We start from the raw sequence: 22596 nt of genomic DNA, 5'->3' as shown, positions 1-22596 counted from the left end.
ATTTGCCGTTGTCGCAATCATGATTGCGCAGGCCATCAATTTGAACAACAAGATCAACTTGGACAACAAGTAAATCTTGTGTTCTCCACAACAAAGGAGTTGTTTAAAAACGATATTCAGCGGCCCGGGTGAAAGCTCGGGCCGCTTTTTTGTTCCGTCATCTCTCAAAAACTTGTTGCCGTAAGGCAGACTTGGCGATGCCTCGCTGGGGGATAGGGATGGCGGGAGTCGCGTGTCCGAAGCTTTTTTGTCAATTTTTGTTGTTGGGAAAACGTGCCTTTTCTTTTGACAACTTAGCGAATATGGACGATGAAATGCCGGAATGAGCGAGGCCGATTATGCTTCAAAACGGCAAAAGCGAAGTCTTTGTTTTGCAAAAGGGCAGCTCTTGCATTCTCAAAGCAGTGCTTTGGGTGGGTGAAAGGGCTGCGATTGCATTCTCAAAGCAATGCTTTGGGTGGGTGAAAGGGCTGTGATTGCAGCGCAAAAGCGGCCTTTTGGAAACGCGATTAACATGTTTTTTGAGGATAAAAAGCCTCTTTTGGAATGGCATGAATTCATAACCTGTTGCCTGCCAGTGAGAAGTGAATTGCTGTCAGAATCGCTTGTTTTTGCCAGCAGGTCGATTTGGAATAAAGATTCGCGTTTTAAATCCACAATGAACGATTTGGGTTTGATGTCATTTGTCGATAAAATGACAATCCACTTGCCAAACGGCATGGACGAAATGGAACGGAGGCCGCCATGTGACGACTGCGCGTTCCGGTTTGATGAATGTGATGAGACCCAATTGCCTACTTCCTTTGTTTTAAGTTGTTTTTACATCTATATAAGTCGTTGTTGGTGGAAAAAGTCGTAACTTTGCCGCAAATTCCGAAATTCAAGTTAGTTTATGGCACAAGAAGATGTTTTCAAGAAGATAGTGAGCCACTGCAAAGAGTACGGCTTCGTCTTCCCCAGCAGTGAAATCTATGATGGCCTGGCCGCTGTCTACGATTACGGACAGAACGGCGTAGAGCTGAAAAACAATATCAAGCAGTATTGGTGGCAGAGCATGGTGTTGCTCCACAGCAACATCGTAGGACTCGACGCGGCCATCTTCATGCACCCCACCACCTGGAAGGCCTCGGGCCATGTGGACGCGTTCAACGACCCGTTGATCGACAACCGCGACTCGAAGAAACGCTACCGTGCCGACGTGCTCATCGAAGACCAGATTGCCAAGTACGAGGAGAAGATACAGAAGGAAGTGGCCAAGGCCCGCAAGCGGTTTGGCGACAGCTTCGACGAAGAGAAATACATGGAGACCAGCGAGCGTGTGAAAGAGGCCCGCGAGAAGCGCGACGCGCTGCATGCCCGCTATGCCGAGGCCATGCAAGGCCCCGACCTGGAGGCGCTGAAGCAGATCATCGTCGACGAGGAAATCGTCGACCCCATCAGCGGCACCAAGAATTGGACCGACGTTCGCCAGTTCAACCTGATGTTCGCCACCGAGATGGGGGCCAGCGCCGATGGCGCCATGAAGGTTTATCTGCGCCCCGAGACGGCACAGGGAATCTTTGTCAACTATCTGAATGTGCAGAAGACCGGCCGCATGAAGCTGCCGTTCGGTATCGCCCAGATAGGCAAGGCGTTCCGCAACGAGATTGTGGCCCGCCAGTTCGTGTTCCGCATGCGCGAGTTTGAGCAGATGGAGATGCAGTTCTTCTGCCAGCCCGGCACGGAGATGAAGTGGTTCGAGTATTGGAAGCACGTGCGTCGGGCATGGCACGAGGCCCTCGGCATGGGCACGGAGAACTATCGTTTCCACGACCACGAGAAGCTGGCCCACTATGCCAACGCCGCCACCGACATCGAGTTCAAAATGCCTTTCGGCTTCAAGGAAGTGGAAGGAATCCACTCGCGCACCGACTTCGACTTGAGTCAGCACGAGAAGTTCAGCGGCAAGAGTATCAAATACTTCGACCCCGAGAAGAACGAGAGCTATGTGCCCTACGACGTGGAGACCTCCATCGGCGTAGACCGCATGTTCCTCAGCGTGCTCTGCCATTCGTATTGCGAAGAGCAGCTTGAAAACGGCGAGACACGTGTCGTCTTGAAGTTGCCCGAGGCCCTGGCGCCCGTGAAGTGTGCCGTGTTCCCCTTGGACAAGAAAGACGGATTGCCCGAGCTGGCCGAGCAAATCGTGGATGAACTGAAGTTCCACTTCAACACCCACTATGGCGATCCCAAGGACTCCATCGGCAAACGGTACCGTCGTCAGGACGCTGTCGGTACGCCGTTCTGTGTGACCGTTGACCACGAAACGCCTAAGGATGGCAAGGTGACGCTGCGCCATCGTGACACGATGGAGCAGGAGCGCGTCGACATCAGTCGGCTCCGTTCCATCATCGAAGACCGTGTGAGCATTACTTCGGTGCTGAAGAAGCTGGGCGACGAAATCAAGAAATACGAATAGGCTGGTCACCGCTGTGGTGGCTATATATAATAAGGTGAGAAAATGAACCTGAATACAAATCATCATCCAATCATGGCAGCCCTTTCGAAGCTGCATGGAACGCTGACACCGAGCGTGTTGTCAATCCTGCTGCTTGCAGGGGTGCTCATGACGGCCTGCAAAGAAGACGACGGCAACACCGATGAATATGCCAATTGGCAGGAAGTGAACGACCGCTACATCAACAATCTTCAGACGACGGTCGACCAGCGCATTGCCGCCGGCGACAAGAGTTGGAAGAAAATACGCAAGTGGTCGCTCGAAGAGGCTGTCGCCACCGAGGCTTCGCAGTATGTCTACGTACACGTACTGACCGAGGGGCAAGGTTCGGGCTGTCCGCTCCTTACCGATTCGGTGAAGCTGAACTACCGCGGACGCCTTCTTCCGACGACGGCCCACCCGTCGGGCTACGTCTTTGACCAAAGCTATACGGGCGACCTGGACAACACGGCCATGCCCGCTAAGTTTGCGGTGAGCGGCAGTGTCATCGACGGCTTCACCACCGCTTTGATGCAAATGCACATAGGCGACGTGTGGGAAGTGTACATTCCCTATCAGTTGGCTTACGGCAGTCGGGCTAAAGGCAGCCTTCCAGCTTATTCCACATTGGTGTTCACCATGAATCTGAAGGCTTACTACCGTGCCGGACAGACCGTGCCCGAAACCCGTGGCGCGCAAGCGGCGGCCGGTCAGTGGGTCGAACGCTGAACGGAAACAATTCAACCAAACAGACCATGGATAGTGACGGGGCCGCATGTCTTCCGCCACTATTCGTGTTTTAACGGCATTCTTCATTCAAATAACGTATGTTCGGCAACAAACGCAATGAGGCCTTGATGGCCAGTATTCGCAACGGACTGCCCATGACGCAGCGTGAAAAGCTCAATCTGATAGTCGGATTGAGTATTCCCTCCATCCTGGCGCAGATCACCAACGTGATGATGTTCTTCATCGACGCGTCGATGGTGGGTCATCTGGGTGCGGAAGCTTCGGCCAGTATCGGACTTGTCGAGTCCACCACATGGCTTCTGGGCAGCGTGATGGGGGCTTCGGCCATGGGATTCTCGGTGATGGTGGCCCATTTCATCGGTGCCAATGACTTCGTGAAAGCCCGTCAGGTGCTGCGCCACGCCTTTGTCTGCGGACTCGTTTTTGCGTCGGCACTCGCGCTGATGGGTGTCGCTGTCCACGCGTCGTTGCCGTTTTGGCTGGGCGGCAAGGCCGACATCGCCCCGGCGGCGTCGAATTATTTCCTTGTTATCTCGCTCTGTTTGCCTTTCATGTTGCTGTTCCATCTGTCGTGCGACATGCTCAAGAGTGCCGGAAATATGCACGTGCCGAGCGTCATGAGCGTCGTGTTGTGCGTGCTCGACGTTGTCTATAACTATTTCTTCATCTATCTGCTCGGCCTGGGCGTGATGGGGGCTGCCATCGGAACGGCCTTGGCCTATGTCACGGTGTCGCTGCCTGCCACGTGGATTACGGTGCGCAAGAACAAGATCTTGGCCTTGCAACAAGATACGGAGCCGTTCCGTTGGGTGTGGGATTATGTGCGCAATGCCGTGAAAATCAGCCTTCCCATGGCTGTTCAGTCCGTGCTGATGAGTGGCGCGCAGATTGTCAGCACGCGCATTGTGGCCCCCTTGGGCAACATTGCCATCGCCAGCAACTCCTTTGCCATCACGGCCGAGAGTCTCTGCTACATGCCCGGCTACGGTATCGGCGATGCGGCCACCACGCTGGTGGGCCAGACTTTCGGCGCGGGTCGCAAGAGTTTGTGTAAGAATTTCGCCTATCTGTCGGTGGCGTTGGGCATGATTGTAATGGCATTTATGGGCGCGGTCATGTATATCTTTGCGCCCGAGATGATCGGGGTGCTGAGTCCCGTGCCGGCCATTCGCGAACTGGGCACCACCGTGCTGCGCATCGAAGCCTTTGCCGAGCCGTTCTTTGCCGCCAGCATTGTGGCTTACAGCGTCTGCGTGGGAGCGGGCGACACCTTGCGTCCGGCCGTCATCAATCTGGTTTCGATGTGGGGCGTGCGTCTGACGCTGGCCGCTTGGCTTGCCAAAGACTACGGGTTGCGAGGCGTGTGGACGGCCATGGCCATCGAACTGACGTTCCGCGGCCTGATGTTCCTTGTCCGACTGTTCCGTGGAGAGTGGCTGAGCAAGATTAAAAGTGTGGAGTAAGAGGTGTGGAATGGGGATTTTTACATTCCGTGCGTCTCATTCCTCATGCCACATTATTATATATAAGGTGTAAGAGGCGCAACCGGTGGGGCTTGCAAGTTAATAATTAAAAAAATCGGGTGGCTTTTTCATGGTTTATCGTAACTTTGTAGTCTATCAATAAAACCAAGGAAATGAAGACCGAATGGCAGAAAATGGTGAGTGGCGAGGAGTATCAGGCCGACGATCCTGAGATAATCCGTGTGCTCAACCTGACGAAAGACGCGGTCAGAGCGTATAACCAGATTCAGCCGACGCGGCTGGAAGAGCGTGAGGCGGCCATCCGCAAGATTATCGGGAAGTGTGGCGAGAAGCCGTTTTTCAATCAACCTTTCCTCTGCGACTATGGTGTCAATATACGGGTGGGCGACCGTTTCTTTGCCAATTTCACCTTTACGGTGCTCGACGAGGCCTACGTCACGATAGGCGACGATGTCTTCATCGGTCCCAACGTGAGCCTTTACACCGCCTGCCATTCCACCGATCCCGTTGAACGCAACTCCCGTAGGGAGTGGGCCGAGCCCATCACGATAGGCGACAACGTGTGGATAGGGGGCAACGTGACGGTGTTGCCGGGTGTGACGATAGGCGACAACTGCACGATTGGTGCCGGTTCGGTGGTGACAAGAGACATTCCGGCCAACTCCATCGCGGTGGGCAATCCCTGCCGGGTGATCAAGAAAGTTGGCGAGAATCATAAATAGAAAACAAATAAGCAGTAAACGTATGATCAAAATGTTTGTAATGGAGACCTGTCCGTATTGCGAATACGTAGAGAAGCAGGTCGTAGGAAATGGCAAGTTCCAAGTGATAGATATCAGTAAGCATGTGCGCAACCTGAAGCAATTCCTGGATTTGCGCGACCATCATCCCGCCTTTGACGAGGCAAAGAAGATTGGCGACGTAGGCATTCCTTGCTATGTGCTGGAAGATGGCACGGTGACGCTTTCGTCTGCCGACGCCGGTTTGGAACCCATGCCCGACGGGCCGGCTTGCAGTATCGACGGAACAGGTTGCTGAAAAATCCTCATAGGTGGCAATCGGACATTTCGCGTGTCTTGATTGCCTTTGCAACGGCCGATGGCAGTGAGATAAATCGTCTGTCATCGGCCATTTTGCATCGTATAAAATAGGCATTTGCAAACCTGCACAAATCGTTTGTTTTGTGCACAATGGGGCTGTTTTTGTGCATTTTGTTTGGTCGACAAGCAAAAAATAAGTAATTTTGCCCGCGGTTTTTGCAAATCATACAATTATATATAATAAGTTTTTTATGAGTTTGAAAATTGTTGTGCTTGCCAAGCAAGTACCAGACACAAGAAACGTAGGCAAAGATGCGATGACCGCAGAAGGTACTGTGAATCGCGCGGCTTTGCCCGCCATCTTCAATCCTGAAGATTTGAACGCGCTCGAACAGGCTCTCCGTATTAAAGACCAGCACCCTGGTACCACCGTAGGTATTCTTACCATGGGTCCTCCACGTGCCGGCGAAATCATCCGTCAGGGCCTTTATCGCGGCGCGGACGAAGGTTGGTTGCTCACCGACCGCAAGAGTGCTGGTGCAGACACGCTGGCAACTTCCTATTTCCTGGCCAAGGGAATTGAGAAGATAGGCAATGTGGACTTGGTGATAGGCGGTCGTCAGGCCATTGACGGCGATACCGCGCAGGTCGGTCCGCAGGTTGCGCAGAAACTCGGTTTGAATCAGGTCACATACGCAGAGGAAGTTGTGAAGATAGAGGATGGCAAGGCAACGATTCGTCGCCATATCGACGGCGGTGTGGAGACCGTTGAGGCTCCGCTGCCGGTCATGATTACGGTCAACGGCTCCGCTGCCCCCGCCCGTCCGTGCAACGCCAAGCTCGTGATGAAGTACAAGTATGCCGCTTGCCCGATGGAGCGTACCGGCGATGAGCCTTGGAAAGAGTTGTACGACGCCCGTCCTTACCTGACATTGGGCCAGTGGAGCATCGCCGATTGCGAAGCCGACTATGAGCAGTGTGGCTTGGCGGGCTCTCCCACGAAGGTGAAGACCGTGCAGAACATCGTGTTCCAGGCGAAAGAAAGTAAGACGCTCACCGGCAGCGACGCCGATGTCGAGAGTCTGGTTAAAGAATTGTTGGACGAAAAGATTATTGGCTGATAAGAATTATGAATAACGTTTTTGTATATTGCGAAGTAGAAGGGACGACCGTTCAGGAAGTTTCGCAGGAATTGCTGACAAAAGGTCGTAAACTTGCCAATAAGCTGGGTGTCGACTTGCACGCAATAGTTGCCGGCAGCGGCATTAAGGGTAAGGTGGAAGAGCAGATTCTTCCTTATGGTGTTGACAAGCTGTTTGTATTTGATGGTGAAGGTCTCTTCCCCTATACATCGGCTCCCCACACGGATGTTCTCGTCAATTTGTTCAAAGAAGAGAAACCCCAGATTTGCTTGTTGGGTGCTACCGTAATCGGCCGCGACCTCGGTCCTCGTGTCAGTTCTTCGCTGACGTCGGGCTTGACGGCCGACTGCACGCAGTTGGAGATTGGCGATTACGATGAAAGGAAGACCGGCAAGCACTATGACAACCTGCTTTATCAGATTCGTCCGGCCTTTGGCGGCAACATCGTAGCCACGATTGTGAACCCCGACCATCGTCCGCAGATGGCCACCGTCCGCTCCGGCGTCATGCAGAAGGCCCTGTATGAAGGTCAGGCCAAAGGCGAAGTGGTTTATCCTGACGTAGATAAATACGTATCGGCAGAGGCATACGCCGTGAAAGTCCTTGACCGTCACGTGGAGGCCGCCAAGCACAACTTGAAAGGTGCGCCCATCGTTGTGGCCGGCGGCTATGGCGTGGGCAGCAAGGAAGGCTTTGACCAGCTCTTCAAACTCGCCAAGGAACTTCATGGCGAGGTGGGCGCGAGCCGTGCGGCGGTAGACGCAGGCTGGGTAGACCATGACCGTCAGATTGGCCAGACGGGTGTGACCGTTCATCCGAAGGTTTACATCGCCTGCGGAATCTCAGGCCAGATTCAGCACATCGCGGGCATGCAGGACAGCGGTATCATCATTTCCATCAACAACGACCCCGAAGCACCGATCAACAAGATTGCCGATTATGTAATCAACGGAACGGTGGAAGAGGTGGTTCCCAAACTGATCAAGTATTACAAACAGAACAGCAAGTAAGCCGGTCGTTGACGAAAGACCGTCGTTGCTTGTTTACAGTAATCAAAAAACAACAGAACAATTATGGCAAATTACTATAGTGACCATCCCGAAATTGCGTTCCACCTGGACCATCCTTTGATGAAGCGTGTCGTAGAGTTGAAGGAAAAGAGTTTCGAGGATGCGGCAAACTACGATGACGCTCCCGTAAACTATGAGGACGCAATCGAGAACTACAAGCGCATGCTCGACATCACAGGCGATGTTGCAGCCAATATCATCGAACCAAACTCCGAATCCGTCGACCAGGAAGGCCCGCACTTGGAGAATGGCCGCATGATTTATGCCAGCAAGACATTCGAGAACCTTGACGCCACGCGCAAGGCCGGACTTTGGGGAATCTCCATGCCGCGCCGCTATGACGGCCTGAACATCCCCAACGTGATATTCTCCATGGCTTCGGAAGTTATCTCCGCAGCCGACGCCGGCTTCCAGAACATCTGGTCGTTGCAGTCTTGTATCGATACGCTTTATGAGTTCGGAACGGAAGAACAGCGCAGAAAATACATTCCCCGCATCGCAGCCGGTGAAACCATGTCGATGGACTTGACCGAGCCGGATGCCGGTTCCGACCTGCAGCGCGTCATGCTCAAGGCCACTCAGGACGCCGATGGCACATGGCGATTGAACGGTGTCAAGCGTTTCATCACGAACGGCGACTCCGACATCCACTTGGTTCTGGCCCGCTCGGAAGAGGGCACCCGCGACGGTCGAGGCCTGTCCATGTTCATCTATGACAAGAGAGATGGAGGCGTCACCGTGCGCCACATCGAGCACAAGCTGGGTATTCATGGCAGCCCCACCTGTGAGTTGGTCTACAAGAATGCCAAGTGCGAGCTTTGCGGCGACCGCAAACTCGGTCTCATCAAGTATGTGATGGCCCTGATGAACGGCGCCCGTCTGGGTATCGCCGCACAGAGTGTGGGCGTAGCCCAGGAGGCTTACAACGAAGGATTGGCCTATGCCAAGGAGCGTGCGCAGTTTGGCAAGAAGATCATCACGTTCCCGGCAGTCTACGACATGCTCTCCCGCATGAAGGCAAAGCTTGAGGCCGGCCGCTCGCTTCTCTACATGACAGCCCGCTATGTGGATATCTACAAGGCGTTGGAAGACATCGCCCGCGACCGCAAGCTCACGCCCGAAGAGCGCAAGGAGATGAAGCAATACAGCCGTCTGGCCGATGCGTTCACGCCGTTGTCGAAGGGTATGAACTCCGAATATGCCAACCAGAATGCCTACGACGCCATTTCCATCCTGGGCGGTTCGGGTTTCATCATGGAATACAAGAGTCAGCGCCTGTTCCGCGACGCCCGCATCTTCTCCATCTACGAAGGAACGACGCAGTTGCAGGTGGTGGCAGCCGTCCGCTACATCACCAACGGCACCTACCTTTCCATCATGAAGGAAATGCTTGAGGGAGAAGTTTGCGACTGCATGAAGCCTTTGAAGGAGCGTGTTGCCAAGCTCGTGGCCTTGTATGAGGCTGCTGTCGAAAAGGTGAAGGCCGACGACAATCAGGACGAACACGACTTCCTGGCCCGCCGTCTCTATGACATGACAGCCGAAATCATCATGTCGCTGCTCATCCTGGCCGACGCAAGCAAGGCCCCCGAACTCTTCGAGAAGAGCGCCAACGTATATGTTCGCATGACAGAAGAGGGTGTTCTCGGCAAGGCCGCGTACATCCAGGCCTTCAAGGCGGAAGACCTGAAGAGCTTCGAGGCAGCCGAACGCACTGAAGAAGTTGAGGCCTGATCGCTCCAACCGATATAAAACCATCGAAGGCCGTACTTTCCGAGTGCGGCCTTTTTTATTTTACGGATATGATACAGATAGAAAACGCGGTTCCAGAACAGGCGGATATGATTGCAACGCTCATCATGGAAGCCATGAATCATGAGTGTTGCCAATATTTCGCGGGCCCACGCCACACGCTCGCCGACTTCCATCGCTTGATGAAAAGTCTTGTGGAGCTTACGGATTCGCAATATTCCTACACGAACACATTGGTGGCATTGGATGGCGATGACGTCGTGGGCTGCTGCGTAAGCTACGACGGCGCGCAACTTCATTGGCTGCGACAGGCTTTCATCGCCGGGGCGCAGGCGGCTTTTGGCATAGACCATTCGACAATGGATGACGAGACGCAGCCTGGCGAGCTGTATATAGACAGCCTGGCCGTAGCCGCAAGCCATCGTGGGCAAGGTGTTGCCAGCGCATTGCTCAAGGCCACTTGCCGCAAGGCCCGCCGGATGAAGCTGCCTGCGGGGCTGTTGGTGGACAAGGGCAATCCCGCGGCCGAACGCCTGTATGCCCGACTGGGCTTCGAATACGTGAATGACGCCGAGTGGGGCTCCCATCCCATGCGCCATTTGCAGCGGAAAGTATAAGCAATTGAATCCCTGTAGGTCAAGAATCGGCCGTTACCGTGCGGCCTGCACAGCCTCGACGAGCATTTCAATGAGGCGGGGAATCCCATAATCGTCGATTTTCGCTTCCTCTATCCAGATGAAATCTGGAGGAAGGCATGGCTTCTTTGAGGTGTCGAGCAGGAAGAAGTCGGCCAGTAATATGCGATGTGTCAGGATGTGCCTCACGTCCCGACGCAACAATCGGGCTGCTCCTTTCCATTCCGCAGCCAGATGTTCCGCTTCCGGCACACACCACAGTCCCTGCCAGATGTCGCCGCCGCCACGCTTGTGGATGGCGATTCGTCCCTGGCTGCGTACATAATAGAAAGCCAGGCGGCGTTCCTTCACCTTTACCGTTTTCAGTTTCACGGGCCACTCCGCCGTCTTTCCCATCCTCACGGCCACACAGGTCTCGGCCAGTGGGCAGATGACGCATTTGGGATTGACGGGCGTACACTGGATGGCGCCGAAGTCCATGATGGCTTGGTTGTACATGGCCGGCGCTTCGTGGGGCAGATGTTCCTGGGCCAGCGCCGCAAAGAGCTTTTTGCCTTCGGTGGAGTTGATGGGGGTGTCGATACCGAAATGGCGGGCAAGGACACGATGGAAGTTGCCGTCGACCGACGCGGCCGGCAACCCGAACGCGATACTTCCGATGGCCGCTGCCGTGTAGTCGCCCACGCCTTTCAGCTTTCCGATTTCTTCAATCGTATCGGGAAACCGCCCCAAGGCCACAATCTGCCGTGCCGCCGCATACAGGTTGCGGGCCCGGGAGTAGTAGCCGAGCCCCTGCCACAGGCGCAACACCTCGTCTTCCGACGCCTTGGCAAGGTCTTCCACCGTAGGCCATTTGGCCATGAAGCGCAGCCAGTAGTCGGTGCCTTGGGCAATGCGGGTCTGCTGTAGGATGATTTCGCTCAGCCAGATGGCGTAGGGGTCGCTCGTGTTGCGCCACGGCAAATCGCGGCCGTTCTCCCCGAACCACCTTAAAAGTATCTCTGTAAAAATGCTTTGTTTCTTTTTCATTGTTCAAGTAGGCCTCCATGTCCACTTCGCCATGGCCTTTCGGCTCATATCAATTCGTCGAGTCGCCACAGCGAAGCCTTCAAGTCTACGCGTCCGTTCGGCCTGAACCGCACGCCTTCGTGCCGCAACATTTCGGTTTGTTCGTGCCAACCGGGCGCAGTCCGGCCTGTTCCGTCGACCACTCGATGGCACGGGATGTCGGCCGTTTCCATGCCGTGGAGCACCCGTCCCACCAGCCGGGCGTGTCTGGGAAAGCCTGTCAGGACCGCAATGCGGCCATAGGTGAGCACCCGTCCCGGCGGAATGGCCCGCACGATGTCCGTCACGCTCTGGCGGAAAAGCCTTGTGTCAACTTGCATTCGATGGTCTGTCAGTCATTGATGAGGTTCCGACGGCAGTGTGACGCCTTCATGTCGGAGCAGCCACTCCTTGCGTTCCAATCCCCCTGCGTAGCCCCGCAGGCTGCCGTCCGTGCCCAACACCCGGTGGCAGGGGATGATGATGGAGATGGGGTTGTGGCCAACGGCATTGCCCACCGCCTGGGCCGACATGCTGTCGACGCCCTTCCGGCGGGCTATCCTGGCCGCAATCTGCCGGTAGGTGACGGTCTGTCCTGCGGGTATCGCCAGGAGCTCGTGCCACACGGCCAGCTGAAAATCGGTGCCCACAAGGTGGAGTGGGGGCGTGAAGTCGACGGATCGACCGCTGAAATACAGGTCGAGCCACTGCCGGGCTTGGCGAATCGGCGGCGTGTCGACAGCCTGACGGTTGTCGGACAGTCCACGACCGTAATGTTTCTGCCCTTCAAACCATAGTCCGACGAGCCCTTTCCCGTCGGCTGCCAGTGTGATGACGCCCAGCGGCGAGCTGTAAGATGACAGATGGTGGACACACGTATGGCTTTGATTCTCCATGACTGTAAATTCTGACATGACTTGATTGGATGTGATTCGCTTGACAAAAATACATAGAATCTTCAAACGGGCCAAGTATTAAAAGCACCTTTTTCGCTTGCGGTTCGTTTGTTTTCGTGTATCTTTGCAACTATGATCGACAGACAGACGATAGACCGTATCAAGGACGCCGCCAATATTGTGGACGTAGTATCTGAGTTTGTAACGCTCCACAAGAGCGGCATCAATTATAAAGGGCTGTGTCCGTTCCATAACGAGAAGACCCCGTCGTTCTACGTGTCGCCGTCGAGAGGCACCTGTCATTGTTTCGGTTGCGGCAAGGGGGGCAACGCCGTGGGGTTCATCATGGAACATGAGCAGATGGACTATCCCGAAGCCCTCCGATGGCTGGCCAACAAATACCACATTGAGATCAAAGAACGTGAGCTGACCGACGAGGAGAGGCGCGAGCAGGGCGAGCGCGAGAGCATGTTCATCATCAACGATTGGGCCGAAAAGTACTTTCAGAACATTCTTCACCACGATGTCGACGGCCTGGCCGTGGGCATGCAGTATTTCCGGAGCCGTGGTTTCCGCGACGACATCATCGAGAAGTTCCACCTCGGCTACGACCTTCCCGACCGCCATGCCTTGGCCAAGACGGCCTTGGCCCAGGGTTACAAGGGCGAGTTTCTGCTGAAGACAGGTATCTGTTATCAGACTGACCGTGGCGAACTCATCGACCGTTATGCCGGTCGCGTGGTCTTTCCGTGGATAGGCAACAGCGGCCGCGTGGTCGGTTTCACGGCTCGTGTGCTCGACGCACGCACCAAGGGAGTCAATCAGAAGTACGTCAATTCGCCCGACTCGGAAATCTATCACAAGGGCAATGAGCTGTACGGCATTTATCAGGCCAAGAAAGCCATGGCCAAAAACGACCGCGTCTATCTGGTCGAAGGCCAGGCTGACGTCATCTCGATGCACCAGAGTGGCATTGAAAACGTGGTGGCCGGCTCGGGAACGGCCCTCACGCTGGCCCAGATTCACATGCTCCGCCGCTTCACCAACAACATCACCATGATTTATGACAACGACGAGGCGGGCATTCACGCGGCGCTGAAAGGCACCGACATGCTGCTTTCGGAGGGCATGAACCTCAAGGTGTTGCTGCTGCCGGCGGGCGAAGATCCCGACAGTTTCGCCCGCAAGCATACGGCAAGTGACTTCCGGGCCTACATCGAGGAGCACGAAACCGACTTCATCCGTTTCAAGACCAACCTCCTGCTCGACAACGAGAGCGACCCGCTGCGCCGCTCGGAAGCCATCAACTCCATCGTCAAGTCCATCTCGGTCATCCCCAACCAGATTCTGCGCGACACGTATATCCACGACAGCATGGCCCGTCTCGACATCAACGAGCGGACACTCATCAACACGATGAACCGCATGATACGCGAAGGAAAGAGCCAGGACCAGAAGGCACAGCTGCGCGAGGCCGAACGGCAGCCTGCCGCACCGCCGCAACCCTTGCAGCCCGCCACGCCCATGCAGCAGGCCGGCAAGGTGGAGCAGCTGCTCATCCAACTGGTCATCCGCCATGGCGAGAAGGTCATCTTCGACCATGTGGAGGACAATGAGGGCAAGCTCATCGACCTGACGCTGGCCCAGTACATCCACTACACGCTCTCGGCCGACGGACTCTACTTCCACACGCCGGCCTACAACAAGATATTGGACGAGGCGGTGGCCCGCAGCGGACAGGACGGCTTCGAGGCCGAGCCTTATTTCGTGCACCATCACGACATCGCCATCAGCCAACTGGCCGTGGACATGAGCACCGACAAGTTCAAACTGTCGGAGAGCCAGCAGCCGGTAGAGACGGAAGAAACCCTGCGCCAGCGCGTGGTTCACCTGATTCTGGACTTCCGCATGGACTATGTGGAGCAGAAACTCAAGGACTTGCAGCGCGAAATCGCGTTGGCGGCCGCCGACCACGACCGCATGATGAAGCTGCTGGAAGAGTTCAAGGACATGCAGATGATACGCAACGCGCTGGCCCGGCAGTTGGGCAACAATATAATCATGTAAGAAAGGAGACGCTTCTATGGTCTATCTTCATTGGACGATCTTGGCGATATACACCGTCACCATTGTTGCGGCCATGGTGACGGTGCTGATGGACCGACGGCAACCGGCCAAGACGATAGCGTGGCTCATGGTGCTGCTTTTCCTGCCCTTGCTGGGCGTTGTCCTGTATTTCTTCTTCGGACAGAACACCCGCAAGGAGCGGCTGGTCAGCCAGCGCAGTCTCGACCAACTGACGAAACGCTCCATGTTGGAGTTCGCCGGCCAGCGCAACCTGAAGATTCCCGACGAATGCGCGGCCTTGGTGCGCCTCTTCGCCAACCAAAGCATGGCGTTGCCGTTCAAGGACAACGACGTGGACATCTATACCGACGGCTACCGTTTCTTCCTGACGCTGATGCAGGAGTTGGGCGCCGCCCGCCACCACATCCATCTGGAATCGTACATCCTGGAAGACGACGCGCTGGGCCGGCTGCTCGCCGACATGCTGATGGACAAGGCCCGGGAGGGCGTGGAGGTGCGGGTCATCTACGATGACGTGGGCAGTTGGAAGGTGAAAAACCGCTTCTTCGACCGCATGCGGGCCGGTGGGGTGGAGGTGCGCTCGTTCATGCCGGTGAAGTTCCCGGCTTTCACGGGCAAGGTGAACTACCGCAACCACCGCAAGATATGCGTCATCGACGGCAAGGTGGGCTTCATCGGTGGCATGAACATCGCCATGCGCTACCTGCGTGGGCGCAAGCATCAGCCCTGGCGCGACACCCACATGCGGCTGGAGGGCGGCTTGGTCTATGCCCTGCAACGCTCGTTCCTCATCGACTGGTATTTCGTCGACCGCACACTCGTCACCTCGCGCCTGTATTATCCCGAACTCGACCCCGCCATCGACAACGACTGTCTCGGCCAGATCGTGACGAGCAGCCCCATCCAGCCCTGGCCCGACATCATGCAGGGCTACGTGCGCATCCTGCTCGAAGCCAAACGCTACGTCTATATGGAGACGCCCTACTTCCTGCCGACCGAACCGATACTCTTCGCCATGCGCACGGCAGCCGTGGCGGGCATTGACGTGAGGCTGATGATACCCATGCACTGCGACGCCATCCTGGTGGAGTGGGCCAGCAAGTCGTATGTGATGGAGGTCATCGAGGCCGGCGTCAAGGTGTATTTCTACGACAAGGGCTTCAACCACTCGAAGCTGCTGGTGTCCGACGACTTCATTTGCAGCTGCGGCAGCACCAATGTCGATTTCCGCAGTTTCGAGAACAACTTCGAGGCCAACGCCTTCTTCTACAGCCGCGACATGGCGTTGAAAATCAAGCAGATATTTCTCGACGACCAGGCCGACAGCCTTTCGATAGAAGAAGTGCGCGACCTGCTGCACACGCCTTTCCTCCAACGCCTCTGGGAAAGTATCATCCGACTGCTCTCGCCGCTGCTGTGAAGAGAACTTGTCGTATGGGCATTTAAAAAGTGATGAAGCTTTTTGGGGCTTCATCACTTTGATTGGTTTTATTTATTCTGTACAACCTTGATGTCCGCAGAGAAGTTATTTACTGCTCCATCTATATATAAGGTTCGTTTTTTCCTGTAGTATTGGGCTCTGCTATTATTTTTATGTGTGAGTCCATACCTATTCTATATTTAACGGTCAGCCACTCATATGTGGCTACAAGTGTGTCGTTTTCTCCCTGCTGAGGAATACGACTTCCATTTCCATCATAATTATTAATCCCTACGTAGTAAAAACTACTTGTTCCCGAACAGATTTTCGTTCCTCCTTCCCTTCCAAATGTAACTTTGGATGGATAACCAAAATTATCCGTAGGCCCACAAGAAGTGAGAATAGCCAATATAGCTACAGAAATTGCCCATAATTTCGCTTTCATATTGTAATTATATTGATTTCTTATATATGAACTAATGCTAACAATGTGGTTGGGAAATGTTTTGTTTTCATGAATTTAAGTTTTAAGTTATTAGATAAATGTTGTATTTGGCTTTTATATTAATGGCAAAGATACAGTATCTTTTGGATATTTTCTACTGATTTTGTTGTTTTGTAGGCCATAAACAGCGTTTTTTTTATGTACCGCTATTTTTTGCCTTCATCCTTTTCTTTTCAAATAGCTGCCCTTTGGACTTCTGATTGCTGCTCTTTGACGTTGTAAAAGCAGTCTTTTCAGAGACCTAAAGCTGGCCTTTGACAGGCTAAGAAGATGGCTTTTGAAAAAGTAGTACGAAGCCATAAGAACATAAGAATCCTGTCCTTATATTCTTATGGCTTTCCAACCACGGCATGAAAAACATGTCCTTATGTCCTGAAGGTGAAGGGGTCGGCGGCATGGGCGGGCCTGTGTCATTCTGTCGGCACTTGGAAGATGGAGAAGTTGACGCTTCCGTAGGCTCTGTGCTCGATGAAACCGGGCGTCTGGCTGAAGTCGTTTTGCTTGCCATGCTCGAAGACGAAGACGCCGTCGGGCTTCAACAGGCCGCTTTGCAGCACGAGGTCGGGAATCCTGGACAGCGTTTCCAGCGCGTAGGGAGGGTCGGCGAAGATGAAGTCGAACTGCTGGTGGCAGCCCTTGATGAACCTGAAGACGTCGCCACGGATGAGCACGCAGTTGTCATCCTTCAGCTTTTCGAAGCACTGGCGGATGAAACCGGCATGGTCGCGGTCGGCCTCTACGCTGACCACCTGGCTGCATCCTCGCGACAGAAGTTCCAGGCTGATGCTGCCCGTGCCGGCGAAGAGGTCGAGCGCGTGGGCGCCCTCGAAGTCGAGATAGCCCGTCATGACGTTGAAGATGTTCTCTTTGGCAAAGTCGGTGGTGGGCCTGGCTTTGAACGCTCGTGGGATGTCGAAATGGCGTCCCTTGTATTTCCCGGTGATGATTCTCATGTTTGTTGGTTGATGGTGGCCTGTGGGGCGGCGGTTCTTCTATCGTCCTTTCAGGAAGAGTATGCTGACGTCCATGGGCAGGCCCTTGATTTTGGTGATGGGAGCACGGTTGAATTCGGCTTCGGGGTTGATGACATAGACGCTTTGCAGGCATTTCTTCAGGTCGGCGAGCAGCGTCTCCCGTTCGTTGATACTGCCGAAGACGTGGAGTTCGTCGTTGCGGGCGTCCATGCCCAGCAGCTTCCACACGTAAAGGATGAAATAGGAGGCGTCGAATGGCGTCACGATTTTATAATGGTTGCAGAACTTGAAGCGGTTCTGCCTGAAGCCGAAGACCTCCACTTTGTGGTCGTGGAAATAGGCGTAGAGCTTGTTTCGGCTGCCGCTGAAGCTGCGATGGTGCATGTAGCTCCACACGGGTTGCATGAGCGGCAGTATCCGGATGTCGTTGAAATGGTCGTTGATGACCACGTTCAGGTCCTTGTTGAGTGGGAACAGCGCGACGGCGTTCTCGTTGGGGAGGATGGCATGGATGACGAGGTCGTTGCCCATGCGGGTGAAGGCATGTGAATAAAGCGTTTCTTTCTGGCTTTCATCGAACTCCTCGACAGGCACCAGCAGCACCGGCGCGTCGATCATGACCTGCACTTTGGTAAATCCCATGCCGAGCAAAGCGCTCTCGTTGAAAGCTTCACGCAGGTTGGCCGCGGTCGAAATGCCGTTTTTAACCGTATAAGGCTCGTACTCAATGCCTACCGCCGACGCCTGGTTGGCCACGGCGAACGACATGAAGCTCTGGCTAATGCGGATGGTCAGCCTGTTGTTTAATATGTTGTAAGCTTTATTCTGCATGTGATTGCAAAATTAGTTCATCTTTTTGATAATGCCAAATTTTACTTTGAATCTTTGTTAATGTGTGTCTAAAGCGGCGGAAAACGCCGCGAATATTGTACTTTTGCTGCTGTTTTGTTTATTTTTCTGACAGATATATAAGCCATGCTCATTATCGTTACCGTTTTGTGTTATTTTGGTTTGCTGATGATTTTCAGTCGGTTGACGGGCCGCAAGGCCGACAATGAAACGTTTTTTCGGGCCAACCGCCGGTCGCCGTGGTACATGGTGGCCTTCGGCATGGTGGGGGCGTCGATCTCGGGCATTACGTTTGTCAGCGTGCCGGGCATGGTGATGCGCACCGACATGACCTATCTGCAGATGTGTCTGGGCTTCATCGTCGGCTACTTTCTGGTGGCGTTCATCCTCCTGCCCGTCTATTATCGGCTCAATCTCACCACTATCTACGCCTATCTGCGCCATCGGCTGGGGCGGCGGGCCTACAAGACGGGGGCCTCGTTCTTCCTCTTGTCCAAGATGACGGGCGCGGCCGTGCGCTTCTATGTGGTCTGCATCATCCTGCAGCGGTTCGTCCTCGACCGCCTCGGCGTGCCGTTCGTCTTGACGGTGCTGGTGATGGTGGCGCTCATCTGGTTTTATACGCGCCGGGGCGGTATCAAGACGCTGGTGTTCACCGATACGTTTCAGACTTTCTGCATGTTTGCGGCGTTGATATTGATTATCTTCCAGGTCGTCGCCCAGCTGGGAATGACTCCCGGACAGGCCGTCGAGGCGGTGGCGAATGACGTCCACAGCCTCGTGTTCGTGTTCGATGACTGGGTTTCGCGGCAGTATTTCTGGAAGCAGTTCCTGAGCGGCGCGTTCGTCGTCGTGGTCATGACGGGGCTGGACCAGGACATGATGCAGAAGAATCTGACGTGCAAGTCGTTGCCCGAGGCGCAGAAAGACATGTGCACCTACGGCTTCGCCTTCGTCCCGGCCAACCTGTTGTTTCTCGTTTTGGGCATTCTGTTGATGATGTTGGCCCGGAAGCAGGGGATGGCCTTGCCCGAAATGGGCGACGACCTGCTGCCGATGTTCGCCGCCACGGGGCGCTTGGGCGAACTGGTCGTGGTGCTGTTCACCATCGGTATCGTGGCGGCCAGCTTCTCCAGTGCCGACAGTGCGCTGGCCGCGCTCACCACCAGCTTTTGCGTGGACGTCTGCGAGCGGCCCGACGACGAGCGGCTGCGCAAGCGCGCGCACTTCGGGATAGCCTTGCTGTTCGTCGTTTTCATCCTGGTTTTCAAGGTGCTCAACAGTACAAGCGTCATCGACGCCATCTACATCCTCTGCTCCTACACCTACGGCCCGCTGCTGGGACTCTTCGCCTTCGGCCTCTTTACGCGCCGTCAGCCCAAGGACGCCTGGGTGCCTTTCGTTGCCGTGGCTTCGCCGCTACTCTGCTTTGCGCTCGACGGGCTGGTGTCGGCGGCCACAGGCTATCGGTTCGGCTACGAACTCTTGATGTTGAACGGTCTGCTGACCTTCGTCGGGCTGTGGCTGTCGGGCCTCTTCCTGCGTGGGAAAGGGGCTGTCACGGTTGTCAGACAATGATTTCAGACCACAGGCTCTGTAAAAAAGAAAGCCGGAAACCGACCCGTGAGGTCCGTTCCCGGCTTTCTTGCTTGTTGTTTGAATGCTTATTTCGTCTGCAAGGCAAAGTCCTTGCCATATTCTATGCACTCAAGAAGGGTTGCCTCGTCGGGCACCCAGAGCTTCTTGATACCTTCGTTGACCAGTTCGAAACCTGCCTCCTGAAGGTGTTCGCCAATCATCTTGGGCGCGTCGCCGCTCCAACCGTATGACCCGAAGGCCGCGGCCTTCTTGTTCTTGAACTTCATTCCGCGTGCCATCTCCAAGATTCCGGCGATGGCGTATGAGAAACCGAAGTTGATGGTGGGCGACCCTACGAGCACTGCCTTCGACTGGAACATCTCCGTGAGGATGTCGTTCTTGTCTTCATGAGCCGCGTTGAAGAGTTTCACCGTGACGCTTGGGTCGGCCTTGAGAATGCCTTCGGCGATGGATTCGGCCATCAGGCGGGTCGACTGCCACATCGTGTCGTAGACAATGGAGATTTGATTCTCGCTGTAGCCACTGGCCCATTGGAGGTAAAGGTCGATGATGGTGGTCGGATTCTTCTTCCAAATGATGCCATGGCTGGGGCAAAGCAGCTTGATGGGGAGGTTCATTGCCTTCAGTTCCTTCACCTTGCGGAGGGCCATGTTGCTGTAGGTGTTGATGATGTTGGCATAGTATTTCTTTGCCTCATACAACACTTCGTAGTCATCTACACAATCGTCGTAAAGTGATTCGCTGGCAAAATGCTGACCGAAAACGTCGTTGGAGAAGAGTATCTGCTCGGTGTCGACATAGGTCATCATCGTGTCGGGCCAGTGGAGCATGGGCGCTTCGATGAACGTGAGGGTGGCCTTGCCCAGCGAGAGCGTGTCGCCCGTCTTCACGTTGACGTAGTTCCAGTCCTGATGATAGTGGCCGCGAAGGATGGCTTCGCCCTTTTTCGTGCAGTAGATGGGGGTGCCGGGAATCTCGCGCAGCAGTTCGGGGAGTGCCCCGCTGTGGTCTATCTCATTATGATTCATAATGATATAGTCTATCTGGTGCAGGTCGATCTCCCGTTTCAGTCGGCTTACGAACTCCTTGTCGTAGGGTTGCCATACGGTGTCGATGAGCGCGGTCTTCTCGTCTCTGACGAGGAAGGAGTTGTAGCTGGAGCCGTGGAGGGTGGAAAGTTCGTCGCCATGGAAGCGTTTCAGCTCCCAATCGATCTTGCCGACCCATGAAATGTTGTTTGTTATCTGTTTAGTCATGATGTGTTGAGTTATTTGTTGAGTAGGAATTCCTGTGCGTCGAGGGCAGCCTTGGCACCGGTACCGGCTGCAACGATGGCTTGCTGGTAGTGGGGGTCGCACACGTCGCCCGCCGCGAACACGCCGGGGAGGTTGGTGGCTTGGCTGTGGCCCGACACTTTGATGAATCCCTGCTCGTCAAGATCGACCGCTCCCTTGAAGAGGTCGGTCTGCGGCTTGTGGCCGATGGCCAGGAAGAAGCCGTCGATGGCCAGGTCGTAGGCCTTCTCGTCGGCCTCGCCTTTGCGATATACCACGTGGGCGCCTTCCACTCCATTGTCTCCGAAGAGGCCCAAAGTGTTGGTTTCGTAGAGTATTTCGATGTTTTCGATGTTCTCGACGCGCTTCTTCATGACGTCGGAAGCACGCAGATAGGGCTTGCGGACAATCATGTAGACCTTGGAACAGAGGCTTGCCAGATAGCTGGCCTCTTCGCAGGCAGTGTCGCCGCCGCCAACGACGGCCACCACCTTCTTGCGGTAGAAGAAGCCGTCGCATGTGGCGCAGGCGCTCACGCCTTGTCCCATGTACTTCTGTTCGTCGGGAAGTCCCAGATATTTGGCCGTCGCGCCGGTCGCGATGATGACGCTTTCAGCCTCAATCTCCTCGTCTCTGTCGGTCTTGAAGCGGTAAGGCTGTTGGCTGAAGTCGGCCGAAACGATGGATCCGTCGTGCATTTCGACGCCGAAACGCTCGGCCTGGCGGCGGAGTTCCATCATCATCTGGTTGCCGTCCACGCCGTCGGGATAGCCTGGAAAGTTCTCTACTTCGGTTGTCTGGGTGAGCTGGCCGCCCATCTGAATGCCGCAATACTGCACCGGCTGCAGGTTGGCGCGACCGGCATAGATGGCCGCGGTGTAGCCTGCGGGGCCACTACCTATGATTAAAAGTTTTGTTTTCATATTGTTCGGGGGGTGAATCAAGCTTCGAGAAGTTCTTCTATCTGCTTGGCAATGAGTTCAATCTTGGTCGTCGGTTCAAAGCGGGCGACAACCTGGCCCTTCTTGTTGATGAGGAATTTGGTGAAGTTCCACTTGATGTCCGCGCTCTCCTTGTAGTTGGGGTCGGCCTCGGAAAGCATCTTGTCGAGAATCGGATAGATGGGATGCGACTCGTCCCAGCCGGCGAATCCCTTCTGTTCCTTGAGGAACTTGTAGAGCGGATCGGCGTCTTCGCCGTTCACTTTCAACTTCTTGAACCGTGGAAAATCGGTGCCGTAGGTCAGCTTGCAGAAGCTGTGAATGCTCTCGTCGGTGCCGGGAGCCTGCTGGCCGAACTGGTTGCAGGGGAAGTCGAGAATCTCGAAGCCCTTGGGATGCAGCTCTTTATATAATTTCTCAAGCTCTTCGTACTGGGGGGTGAAACCGCATTTGGTGGCGGTGTTTACAATGAGGAGAACTTCGTTGGCGTATTCTTTCAACGATACGTCTTTACCTTTTCTGTCTTTAACAGAGAAATCGTAGACAGTTTTCATCTTTTTTATACTTTAATAAATGTAATGTTACTTAAATGATACAATTTTAATATGCAAAAGTACGCATTTAAAACGAGACTGACGACTGCGCCGTTGGATA

General features: G+C 54.7%; 21 protein-coding genes. 12 read left to right on the top strand and 9 right to left on the bottom strand.

Translation table 11 applies throughout. From position 1 onward, the window contains the following. The first annotated feature begins 892 nt into the window (after nt 1-892). The 9 genes from K334_RS0107925 (at nt 893) to K334_RS0107885 (ending at nt 10331) form a co-directional block, all read left to right on the top strand. Complete coding sequence (locus K334_RS0107925; protein ID WP_025879947.1) at nt 893-2458, top strand: glycine--tRNA ligase; 1566 nt, start codon at nt 893-895, stop codon at nt 2456-2458. A 42-nt stretch (nt 2459-2500) separates the two neighbouring features. Continuing rightward, nucleotides 2501-3205, top strand: a complete 705-nt coding sequence (locus K334_RS0107920) for a BamJ family beta-barrel-assembly machinery protein (protein WP_021589973.1) — start codon at nt 2501-2503, stop codon at nt 3203-3205. Between the two features lie 98 nt (nt 3206-3303). Continuing rightward, on the top strand, nt 3304-4689 hold the full coding sequence (locus tag K334_RS0107915) for an MATE family efflux transporter (protein ID WP_025879948.1): 1386 nt from the start codon (nt 3304-3306) through the stop codon (nt 4687-4689). A gap of 173 nt (nt 4690-4862) precedes the next feature. Beyond that, nucleotides 4863-5432, top strand: coding sequence for a sugar O-acetyltransferase (locus tag K334_RS0107910; protein WP_025879949.1), 570 nt, complete (start codon nt 4863-4865; stop codon nt 5430-5432). Nucleotides 5433-5454: 22 nt separating this feature from the next. Then, complete coding sequence (locus K334_RS0107905; protein WP_025879950.1) at nt 5455-5748, top strand: glutaredoxin; 294 nt, start codon at nt 5455-5457, stop codon at nt 5746-5748. 253 nt (nt 5749-6001) lie between these two features. Next, nucleotides 6002-6871, top strand: coding sequence for an electron transfer flavoprotein subunit beta/FixA family protein (locus tag K334_RS0107900; protein ID WP_027444790.1), 870 nt, complete (start codon nt 6002-6004; stop codon nt 6869-6871). Nucleotides 6872-6879: 8 nt separating this feature from the next. Next, complete coding sequence (locus K334_RS0107895) at nt 6880-7902, top strand: electron transfer flavoprotein subunit alpha/FixB family protein (protein WP_025879951.1); 1023 nt, start codon at nt 6880-6882, stop codon at nt 7900-7902. Between the two features lie 63 nt (nt 7903-7965). After that, on the top strand, nt 7966-9696 hold the full coding sequence (locus K334_RS0107890; RefSeq protein ID WP_027444789.1) for an acyl-CoA dehydrogenase family protein: 1731 nt from the start codon (nt 7966-7968) through the stop codon (nt 9694-9696). A 68-nt stretch (nt 9697-9764) separates the two neighbouring features. Next, nucleotides 9765-10331 (top strand): GNAT family N-acetyltransferase, encoded by a 567-nt coding sequence (locus tag K334_RS0107885; RefSeq protein WP_027444788.1) that lies wholly within the window; start codon nt 9765-9767, stop codon nt 10329-10331. Nucleotides 10332-10364: 33 nt separating this feature from the next. Here the strand turns inward: K334_RS0107885 and mutY are convergent, their stop codons facing one another. Genes mutY through K334_RS0107870 form a run of 3 tightly spaced genes read right to left on the bottom strand, consistent with a single transcriptional unit; the run spans nt 10365 to nt 12310 of the window. Then, on the bottom strand, nt 10365-11378 hold the full coding sequence (mutY, locus tag K334_RS0107880) for an A/G-specific adenine glycosylase (protein WP_025879953.1): 1014 nt from the start codon (nt 11376-11378) through the stop codon (nt 10365-10367). Nucleotides 11379-11422: 44 nt separating this feature from the next. Next, a complete protein-coding gene (locus K334_RS0107875; RefSeq protein ID WP_025879954.1) occupies nt 11423-11737 on the bottom strand; it encodes an MGMT family protein in 315 nt (104 codons plus the stop codon). A 15-nt stretch (nt 11738-11752) separates the two neighbouring features. Beyond that, on the bottom strand, nt 11753-12310 hold the full coding sequence (locus K334_RS0107870) for a methylated-DNA--[protein]-cysteine S-methyltransferase (RefSeq protein WP_025879955.1): 558 nt from the start codon (nt 12308-12310) through the stop codon (nt 11753-11755). A 114-nt stretch (nt 12311-12424) separates the two neighbouring features. Here K334_RS0107870 and dnaG point away from each other — a divergent pair, with 114 nt between their 5' ends. Beyond that, nucleotides 12425-14359 carry a DNA primase gene (gene dnaG / locus K334_RS0107865; protein ID WP_021590034.1) on the top strand — a complete coding sequence of 645 codons (1935 nt, stop codon included), beginning with the start codon at nt 12425-12427 and terminating at the stop codon, nt 14357-14359. A 16-nt stretch (nt 14360-14375) separates the two neighbouring features. Further along, entirely contained in the window at nt 14376-15800 is a 1425-nt protein-coding gene (gene cls / locus K334_RS0107860; protein WP_025879956.1) for a cardiolipin synthase, read from the top strand. Between the two features lie 121 nt (nt 15801-15921). On the opposite strand, the gene K334_RS14460 is transcribed toward cls, so the two are convergent. From K334_RS14460 to K334_RS0107850, 3 genes are all read right to left on the bottom strand, one after another. Then, nucleotides 15922-16245, bottom strand: coding sequence for a hypothetical protein (locus K334_RS14460; RefSeq protein ID WP_235782170.1), 324 nt, complete (start codon nt 16243-16245; stop codon nt 15922-15924). 470 nt (nt 16246-16715) lie between these two features. Next, entirely contained in the window at nt 16716-17258 is a 543-nt protein-coding gene (gene rsmD, locus K334_RS0107855; RefSeq protein ID WP_021590087.1) for a 16S rRNA (guanine(966)-N(2))-methyltransferase RsmD, read from the bottom strand. Nucleotides 17259-17297: 39 nt separating this feature from the next. Continuing rightward, nucleotides 17298-18110 (bottom strand): DUF3822 family protein, encoded by an 813-nt coding sequence (locus K334_RS0107850; RefSeq protein ID WP_025879960.1) that lies wholly within the window; start codon nt 18108-18110, stop codon nt 17298-17300. Between the two features lie 144 nt (nt 18111-18254). Between K334_RS0107850 and K334_RS13725 the strand changes: the two genes are divergently transcribed. Further along, entirely contained in the window at nt 18255-19706 is a 1452-nt protein-coding gene (locus tag K334_RS13725) for a sodium:solute symporter (RefSeq protein ID WP_025879962.1), read from the top strand. Between the two features lie 86 nt (nt 19707-19792). Here the strand turns inward: K334_RS13725 and K334_RS0107840 are convergent, their stop codons facing one another. From K334_RS0107840 to K334_RS0107830, 3 genes are read right to left on the bottom strand one after another with little or no spacing between them, the layout of a single operon-like run. Next, nucleotides 19793-20983 (bottom strand): anaerobic nitric oxide reductase flavorubredoxin, encoded by a 1191-nt coding sequence (locus K334_RS0107840; RefSeq protein WP_025879964.1) that lies wholly within the window; start codon nt 20981-20983, stop codon nt 19793-19795. Nucleotides 20984-20994: 11 nt separating this feature from the next. Beyond that, nucleotides 20995-21924, bottom strand: a complete 930-nt coding sequence (gene trxB / locus K334_RS0107835; RefSeq protein ID WP_021590082.1) for a thioredoxin-disulfide reductase — start codon at nt 21922-21924, stop codon at nt 20995-20997. Between the two features lie 17 nt (nt 21925-21941). Further along, nucleotides 21942-22496 (bottom strand): glutathione peroxidase, encoded by a 555-nt coding sequence (locus tag K334_RS0107830; protein ID WP_021589999.1) that lies wholly within the window; start codon nt 22494-22496, stop codon nt 21942-21944. Nucleotides 22497-22596 lie beyond the last annotated feature (100 nt).

Origin of the sequence: Segatella baroniae DSM 16972 = JCM 13447, from assembly GCF_000426585.1 — a bacterium.
GTDB classification, from domain to species: domain Bacteria; phylum Bacteroidota; class Bacteroidia; order Bacteroidales; family Bacteroidaceae; genus Prevotella; species Prevotella baroniae.
This window is presented reverse-complemented; position numbering and strand designations above follow the sequence as displayed.